The organism is Streptomyces sp. UNOB3_S3 (assembly GCF_020740895.1).
Taxonomy (GTDB): domain Bacteria; phylum Actinomycetota; class Actinomycetes; order Streptomycetales; family Streptomycetaceae; genus Streptomyces.
In genome coordinates this window covers 1-7032 of record NZ_JAILXP010000367.1, presented here as the reverse complement: position 1 = coordinate 7032, position 7032 = coordinate 1, and the positions used below count along the sequence as shown (strand labels likewise).

8 protein-coding genes are annotated in these 7032 nt (G+C 72.0%); 2 read left to right on the top strand and 6 right to left on the bottom strand.

Features of this window, described 5'->3' with window-relative positions; all coding sequences use genetic code 11:
* Window positions 1-442 (bottom strand): PfkB family carbohydrate kinase (locus tag K6I33_RS28970; RefSeq protein WP_229357502.1); only part of this gene is annotated, 442 nt, incomplete at its 3' end.
* Between the two features lie 81 nt (window positions 443-523).
* Between K6I33_RS28970 and K6I33_RS28965 the strand changes: the two genes are divergently transcribed.
* Window positions 524-1849, top strand: coding sequence for a 6-phospho-beta-glucosidase (locus K6I33_RS28965; RefSeq protein ID WP_229357501.1), 1326 nt, complete (start codon window positions 524-526; stop codon window positions 1847-1849).
* A 49-nt stretch (window positions 1850-1898) separates the two neighbouring features.
* Here the strand turns inward: K6I33_RS28965 and K6I33_RS28960 are convergent, their stop codons facing one another.
* Complete coding sequence (locus tag K6I33_RS28960; protein ID WP_229357500.1) at window positions 1899-2984, bottom strand: S-(hydroxymethyl)mycothiol dehydrogenase; 1086 nt, start codon at window positions 2982-2984, stop codon at window positions 1899-1901.
* Between the two features lie 158 nt (window positions 2985-3142).
* Here K6I33_RS28960 and K6I33_RS28955 point away from each other — a divergent pair, with 158 nt between their 5' ends.
* On the top strand, window positions 3143-3943 hold the full coding sequence (locus tag K6I33_RS28955) for an HAD family acid phosphatase (protein WP_229357499.1): 801 nt from the start codon (window positions 3143-3145) through the stop codon (window positions 3941-3943).
* Between the two features lie 16 nt (window positions 3944-3959).
* Here K6I33_RS28955 and K6I33_RS28950 read toward each other — a convergent pair whose 3' ends face one another.
* From K6I33_RS28950 to K6I33_RS28935, 4 genes are all read right to left on the bottom strand, one after another.
* Window positions 3960-4769: a hypothetical protein gene (locus K6I33_RS28950; protein WP_229357498.1), complete on the bottom strand. Its 810-nt coding sequence runs from the start codon at window positions 4767-4769 to the stop codon at window positions 3960-3962.
* A gap of 117 nt (window positions 4770-4886) precedes the next feature.
* Window positions 4887-5795, bottom strand: coding sequence for a ribonuclease Z (locus K6I33_RS28945; protein ID WP_229357497.1), 909 nt, complete (start codon window positions 5793-5795; stop codon window positions 4887-4889).
* Window positions 5796-5799: 4 nt separating this feature from the next.
* Window positions 5800-6156 carry a histidine triad nucleotide-binding protein gene (locus K6I33_RS28940; protein WP_229357496.1) on the bottom strand — a complete coding sequence of 119 codons (357 nt, stop codon included), beginning with the start codon at window positions 6154-6156 and terminating at the stop codon, window positions 5800-5802.
* Window positions 6157-6253: 97 nt separating this feature from the next.
* A complete protein-coding gene (locus K6I33_RS28935) occupies window positions 6254-6823 on the bottom strand; it encodes a hypothetical protein (RefSeq protein WP_229357495.1) in 570 nt (189 codons plus the stop codon).
* Between the last annotated feature and the right edge of the window lie 209 nt (window positions 6824-7032).

Genomic DNA, 7032 nt, shown 5'->3' with positions numbered 1-7032 from the left:
CCTCGTGGCCGTGGGAGACCATGGTCCGCTCGCCCTCGTAGGCCATCGAGACGGTGACCGGGGAGTGCCAGCCGGGCACCGTGCGCGACAGGCTCAGGTCGATGCCCTCGCCCCGGGAGAGGGACTCCCAGCAGTACTCGCCGTACATGTCGTCCCCGAAGGCGGCGGCGAGGGAGGTGCGCAGGCCCAGCCGGGCCAGGGCGGTGGCCATGTTGGCGACTCCGCCGGGGCTGGAGCCCATGCCGCGCGCCCAGGACTCGGTGCCGCGCACGGGGGCGGAGTCCAGGCCGGTGAAGATGATGTCGAGGAAGACGGTCCCGGTCAGATAGACGTCGGTGGGCGGGTCGGTCTCGGTGCGGAGGGCCGCGAGCGGGTCCAGGACCGGCGCCGTTCCCTCGAAGCGTTCTCCGCGGACACCTGTGTGGGTGGAAGAGGCCGTCATGCTCGCTCGTCGCTCCTCTCAGGGATGCAGCACGAATGCGGATCCGCACAGTGTGCCCGATGCTGAGGTACGTTCCGTTCCATGAGGCTGACGATTCTCGGCGGCGGCGGATTCCGGGTGCCTCTGGTGCACCGGGCCCTGCTGGACGACGCCCGGCGCGACGCCCCGGGCCGCTGTACGGAACTCGTGCTCCACGACACCGACTCCGCGCGCATGGGAGTGATCGCCTCCGTGCTGGACGCCCAGGCCGCCGGGGTGCCCGGCGCCCCCTCCGTACGGCTCGCGGAGGACCTGGACGAGGCGCTGCGCGGGGCCGATTTCGTCTTCTCCGCGATCCGGGTGGGCGGCACGGCCGGACGGGTCCTGGACGAGCGGATCCCGCTCGCCGAGGGCGTCCTGGGCCAGGAGACGGTCGGCGCGGGCGGGGTGCTCTACGGGCTCCGCACGGTCCTGGTGGCCACGGAGATCGCCGAACGGGTGGCGAGGACCGCCCCGGACGCGTGGGTCATCAACTTCACCAACCCCGCCGGGATGGTGACGGAGGCGATGTCCGCCGTGCTCGGGCCGCGCGTCATCGGCATCTGCGATTCACCCGTGGGACTGGTCCGCCGCGCCGCGCGGGCGGCGGGCGCGGACCCGGACCGGGTCACCTACGACTACGTGGGCCTCAACCACCTGGGCTGGCTCCGCTCGTTGGTCCAGGACGGCGAGGACCTCCTCCCGGGGCTGCTGCGCGACGAGGCGGCCCTCGCCTCCTTCGAGGAGGGCAAGCTCTTCGGCGCCCGCTGGCTCCAGGCGCTCGGCGCCCTGCCCAACGAATACCTCCACTACTACTACTTCCGCCGCGAGACCCTGCGCTCGGTCATGGAGTCCGCGGAGACCCGCGGCGAGTTCCTCGACCAGCAGCAGGGCGACTTCTTCACCCGCGCGGCCGCCGAACCGGAGCGCTCCTTCGAGCTGTGGGAGCACACCCGGCTGCGCCGCGAGGAGACGTACATGGCCGAGAGCCGCGCGGCGACCGGCGGCTGGCAGCGCGACACCTGTGACCTGGACGGCGGCGGCTACGACCAGGTGGCGCTCGCCCTGATGCGGGCGATCAGCGCGGACGAACGTGCCCGGCTGATCCTCAATGTGCCGAACGGGCTGACGGTCCCCGCCCTCGACTCCACCGCCGTCATCGAAACGGTGTGCGAGGTCGGCGCGAAGGGCGCCCGGCCGCTGCCGTGCGCCCCGCTACGGGAAGATCAACTCGGGCTGATGCTCCAGCTCAAGGCGGTCGAGCGGGCGGCGATCGAAGCGGCGCTCCACGAGGACCGCGACGCGGCGCTGCGCGCACTCGCGCTCCACCCGCTGGTCGACTCCCCGTCGGTGGCCGCCCGCATCCTGGCCCGGGCGGGTCGCGCGTAGGCCTCCCACCGGGGCCCGGGGCAGCGCCCCGGACCCCCGGGTCGGGGTGCTACAGCACGACCACCGACCGCAGCACGTCCCCCTCGTGCATACGGGCGAACGCCTTCTCCACGTCCCCCAGCCCGATCGTCTCGGTCACGAACGCCCCGAGGTCCAGCCGCCCCTGCAGATGCAGGTCCACCAGCATCGGGAAGTCCCGCGTCGGCAGGCAGTCCCCGTACCAGGACGACTTCAGCGCGCCGCCCCGCCCGAAGACGTCCAGGAGCGGGAGCTCCAGCTTCATCTCCGGCGTCGGCACGCCGACCAGGACGACCGTGCCGGCCAGGTCACGGGCGTAGAAGGCCTGCTCGTACGTCTCCGGCCGGCCCACCGCCTCGATGACCACATCCGCGCCATGGCCGCCCGTGAGCTCGCGGATGGCCTCGACGGGATCGGTGGAGCGGGAGTTCACCGTGTGCGTGGCGCCCATCTCGCGTGCCTTCGCGAGCTTGCGGTCGTCGATGTCGACGGCGATGATCCGGGCCGCGCCCGCCAGGCGGGAGCCCGCGATCGCCGCGTCGCCGACGCCGCCGCAGCCGATGACGGCGACGGAGTCGCCGCGCCCCACCCCGCCGGTGTTGATCGCGGCGCCGATGCCGGCCATCACTCCGCAGCCGAGCAGGCCCGCCACCTCCGGGGCGATCGCGGGGTCGACCTTGGTGCACTGACCGGCCGCGACCAGCGTCTTCTCGGCGAACGCGCCGATGCCGAGCGCGGGCGACAGCTCGGTGCCGTCGAGCAGGGTCATCTTCTGCTTGGCGTTGTGCGTGCTGAAGCAGTACTGGGGGCGGCCGCGCAGACAGGCCCGGCACTGGCCGCAGACGGCTCGCCAGTTGAGGACGACGAAGTCGCCGGGGGCCACCTCGGTGACGCCCTCGCCGACGGACTCGACGACACCCGCCGCCTCGTGGCCGAGGAGGAAGGGGAAGTCGTCGTTGATGCCGCCCTGCTTGTAGTGGAGGTCGGTGTGGCAGACGCCGCACGCCTGGACCTTCACCACGGCCTCGCCCGGACCCGGGTCCGGGATCACGATCGTCTCGACCCGTACCGGCTCGTTCTTCCCCGGTGCGATGACTCCGCGTACTTCCTGCGCCATGATCTCGTGCCCCACCCTTCGTGTCGCTGGTCCGCACACCACGGTACGCCCAAACGATCTTTCTCCGCGCGTAGAGCGTCACGTCTCCAGGACCTTGACCCCATCCGGCCCAGGCCATAGCTTCGCGCTGCATCATCCTTGTTACCCAGGAGTCACCAGTGTCGCTCTCCCTGAAGTCCACGCGTGTGCGCGTCGCCGCCGCCACCGCCGCCCTCGCCGTCGGCGCCGGCCTGTACACCGCGGGCGCCGCCTCCGCCGACCACGCGGTGCCCCGCACGGACAAGGAGATCCCGAACCTCACCCAGGTCCAGGACAAGATCAAGGCGTTCTACGGCGACACCGTCGACGCCTCCGGCCAGCACTACGCCTCGCCGGACAGCAACTACGCCAAGCAGGTCGCCGACATCCAGAAGAAGGCCAAGGCCCAGCTGGAGAACGTCGCCCGCAACGCGCAGCACGCCAAGAAGGGCGCGAAGAAGCCCGCCATCGTCCTCGACCTGGACGACACGACCCTGCTGACCTACAACTACGAGCTCCAGCAGGGCTTCCACTTCACGCCCGAGTCGCAGGACGCGTACCTGAAGTCCACCGACATGACCGCCGTCTTCGGCATGCCCAAGCTCGTCAACTGGGCCAAGTCCAAGGGCATCGAGGTCTTCTACGTCACCGGCCGTGACGAGCACCAGCGCGAGTGGAGCGCCCGCAACCTCAAGAACGTCGGCTACAAGCCCGTCGCCGACGCCTCCCACTTCTTCCTGAAGAACAAGAAGACCCCGCCGGCCTACCTCGCCTGCGGCGCCAAGTGCACGACGGTCGAGTACAAGGCGGGCACCCGCAAGTACATCGAGTCCAAGGGCTTCGAGATCGTCGCCAACTTCGGCGACCAGTACAGCGACCTCCAGGGCGGCTACGCCAAGCGCACCTACAAGCTGCCGAACCCGATGTACTACCTGCCGTAATGGCGCGCGGGGCCGCTCACTTCCGCGCCATGCGCAGACGTTGGCAGCCCCGCAGCTCCCGCCCGTCGAAGTCGCACACCTCGAACCACACGTTCCTCATGCCGTAGCGGACGGTGTCCCTGCCCGCCTGCTGATCGCCATCGGGATTGCCGGCCAGCACCTCCGTATGACGGCCCCGGCGGTCCTCGTAGTGGATCAGCAGCCGCCCTCCCCAGCCGTCGCCGTAGGCCTCGCGATCGTCCCGCGAGTACGGCATCACATACTCGACGCCGTACCACCCGTCCCCGGTGTCCCAGTACCGATAGCCCACGCTCGCGATCGTCGCCCCCTTGACGCTGCGCGCCTCGAAGAGGCTGAACGCCCCGCCGCGCCCGCGCGCCGCGTCGGCCGCGGACGGCGCGGGGGACGGCCGCCCGGCGCCGGACGTCCCGGCCGGGGAGGGGGTGAACGCCCAGTACGCGAGGGCGAGCACGGCCACCGCCGCCGGCAGCCACCACAGGAGGCGGAGCCTCCGTACCCGCCGGCGTCCCGGCGCCGGAGCGTCTTCCCGCCCGGCGATCCGCCGCCTGGCCTCCAGCCACGCGTCGCGCCGCGCGCCGTCGCCGCACGCCACCACAAAGGCCTCGAGGACCTCGGCACGCGGCAGGGCGGTCCGGGCGAGGGCGTCGGCGATCGTGCTGCGGGGCAGCACCATCCCTTCCTCGGCCGCGCGCCGCTGGAGCAGGCGGTAGGTGAGCCCGGAGCGCTCACGCAACTCCCGCATCAGCGCCACCAGAGCCGCCGCGTCCCGCGCCCGCGCCGGGTCGGGTCCCTCCCGCTCGCCCATGCGGCACATGGTGGCATGCACGCGACGAACCGCAATCCCCCTCGCCGCACCCTCGTCCGGCCTGCCCGGACATCCCCGGGCCGTCCGGCCGGTCGTACCAGGCCGGGGCCCGGCCCCTCAGCGCCGCTTCGGCACCGGCACCCGCAACAAATCCCGGGCGACGGTGAGTTCGCCGTCGAAGCCCGCCGCACGGGCCTGGCGCTCGAAGACCGACGGGTCGTCGTAGCGCTGGGAGAAGTGGGTGAGCACCAGGTGCCGTACGCCCGCGCGCGCGGCGACGCGGGCGGCCTGGCCCGCCGTCAGATGGCCGTGCTCGGTGGCCAGCGACTCGTCCTCGTCGAGGAACGTCGACTCGATGACGAGCATGTCGCAGCCCTCGGCCAGCTCGTGGACGCCGTCGCACAGCCGGGTGTCCATCACGAAGGCGAAGCGCTGGCCGCGCCGCACCTCGCTGACCTCGTCCAGCGTCACCCCGCCGACCGCGCCCTCGCGCATCAGCCGGCCGACGTCCGGCCCGCCGATGCCGCGCTCGGCCAGGAGCTCGGGCAGCATCCGGCGCCCGTCGGGCTCGACCAGGCGGTAGCCGTAGGACTCGACGGGGTGCGAGAGCCGGCGGGCCTGGAGGGTGTACGAACCGGTGGCCGCCAGCACCGCGCCGGTGCCCGCGACCGGCTCCTGGACGAGCTTGACCGTCTCCCGATAGGCCGTGGCGTACCGCAGCCGCTTGAAGAAGCGCTCGCCGCTCGCCGGGTAGTGCGCGGTGACCGGATGCGGCACCCGGTCGAGGTTGATCCGCTGGATCACCCCGGCCAGGCCCAGGGAGTGGTCGCCATGGAAGTGGGTGACGCAGATCCGGTTGAGGTCGTGCGCCGCCACCCCGGCGCGCAGCATCTGACGCTGCGTCCCCTCGCCGGGGTCGAAGAGGATGCCCTCCCCGTCCCAGAGGAGGACATAGCCGTTGTGGTTGCGGTGCCGGGTGGGGACCTGGCTGGCCGTGCCGAGGACGACGAGTTCGCGGACGGACAAGGGTCTACCCGGGGGGCCAGTTGAAGCCGCGGCCGCCGAGGACGTGGGCGTGCGCGTGGAAGACGGTCTGCCCGGCGCCGGCACCGGTGTTGAAGACGATCCGGAAGCCCTTGTCGCCGTTCTCCTGGAGGGCGACCTCGCCCGCCTCGCGCAGCACGTCGGCGGCGATCTGCGGCTCGGCGGCGGCGAGGGAGGCGGCGTCCGGGTAGTGGACCTTGGGGATCACCAGGCAGTGCACGGGCGCCTGGGGGTTGATGTCACGGAACGCGACGGTCGTCTCCGTCTCCTTGACGACCGTCGCGGGCACATCTCCCTTGACGATCTTGCAGAACAGGCAGTCCGCCTGCGGTTCTCCCGCCACCGGTGGGCTCCTCCCGGGTCGTCGGCTCGTACGGTCCGGATGTTACCGGTCCGTCCGCACGGCCGTCGTGACCCGTCTCGCCCACGGGCCCGGTGAGCTACTTGCCCGGTGCGGGAGGTCTGTCGGTGCAGCTCGCCGAGGGGCCCGGAGCCCCGGGGGGCCTCGGCGCGGGCGGCGGCTTCTCCTGGCCCGGGCCCGGGGCGGTCGGGGGCCTGCCGCCGGTGTCGCCCGTCCGGTCGCAGTCGCCGAGCACGCTCACCTGGAAGACGGTCCGCCCGTCGACGTTGGCCGTCAGCAGGCCGCGCACGCACGCCTGGCCGGTGATGCCCGTGACCCTGCCGAAGACGACGATCTTCTTGCCGGTGTCCGTACGGCCCTCGCAGTCGACGCCGACGACGGTCACCGGCAGCGCGCTGCCCGTGCCGGGGTCCTTGCCGCCGTTCTCGGCCTTGCCCCGGCAGCTCAGCCAGGCGACGTGGACACCCTCGCGGTCGAGGGCGCGGGAGGCCTGCCGCTGTGTGGTGACGGCGACGGTCGTCGTGTCGAGCCCGCCGACCGGGGCGCAGCCGGACAGCGCCACGACGGCGGCACCGGTGAGGGCGACGGCACCCAGCGCGTACCGAGCCCGGGGTAGGCGAATGGAACGTATGCGCCTTGACGCACCCATAGCGGGGAGTCTCCCACCGGCTCCCGTTCCGGGGAAGGACGCCTCCGGCCCCGGGCCCGTTGGCCCAATGCAAGCCAACTTCTCATGCTCTTGCGGGAGTTCGTAAGGAAACACAGGATTTATCATTTCCGCACCCGAGTTTCACCTTCTCCCCTTACTCTCTCTCCCCTGAAGCACATACACGCGTGCTGGGGGGCCGCGTCCGGGGG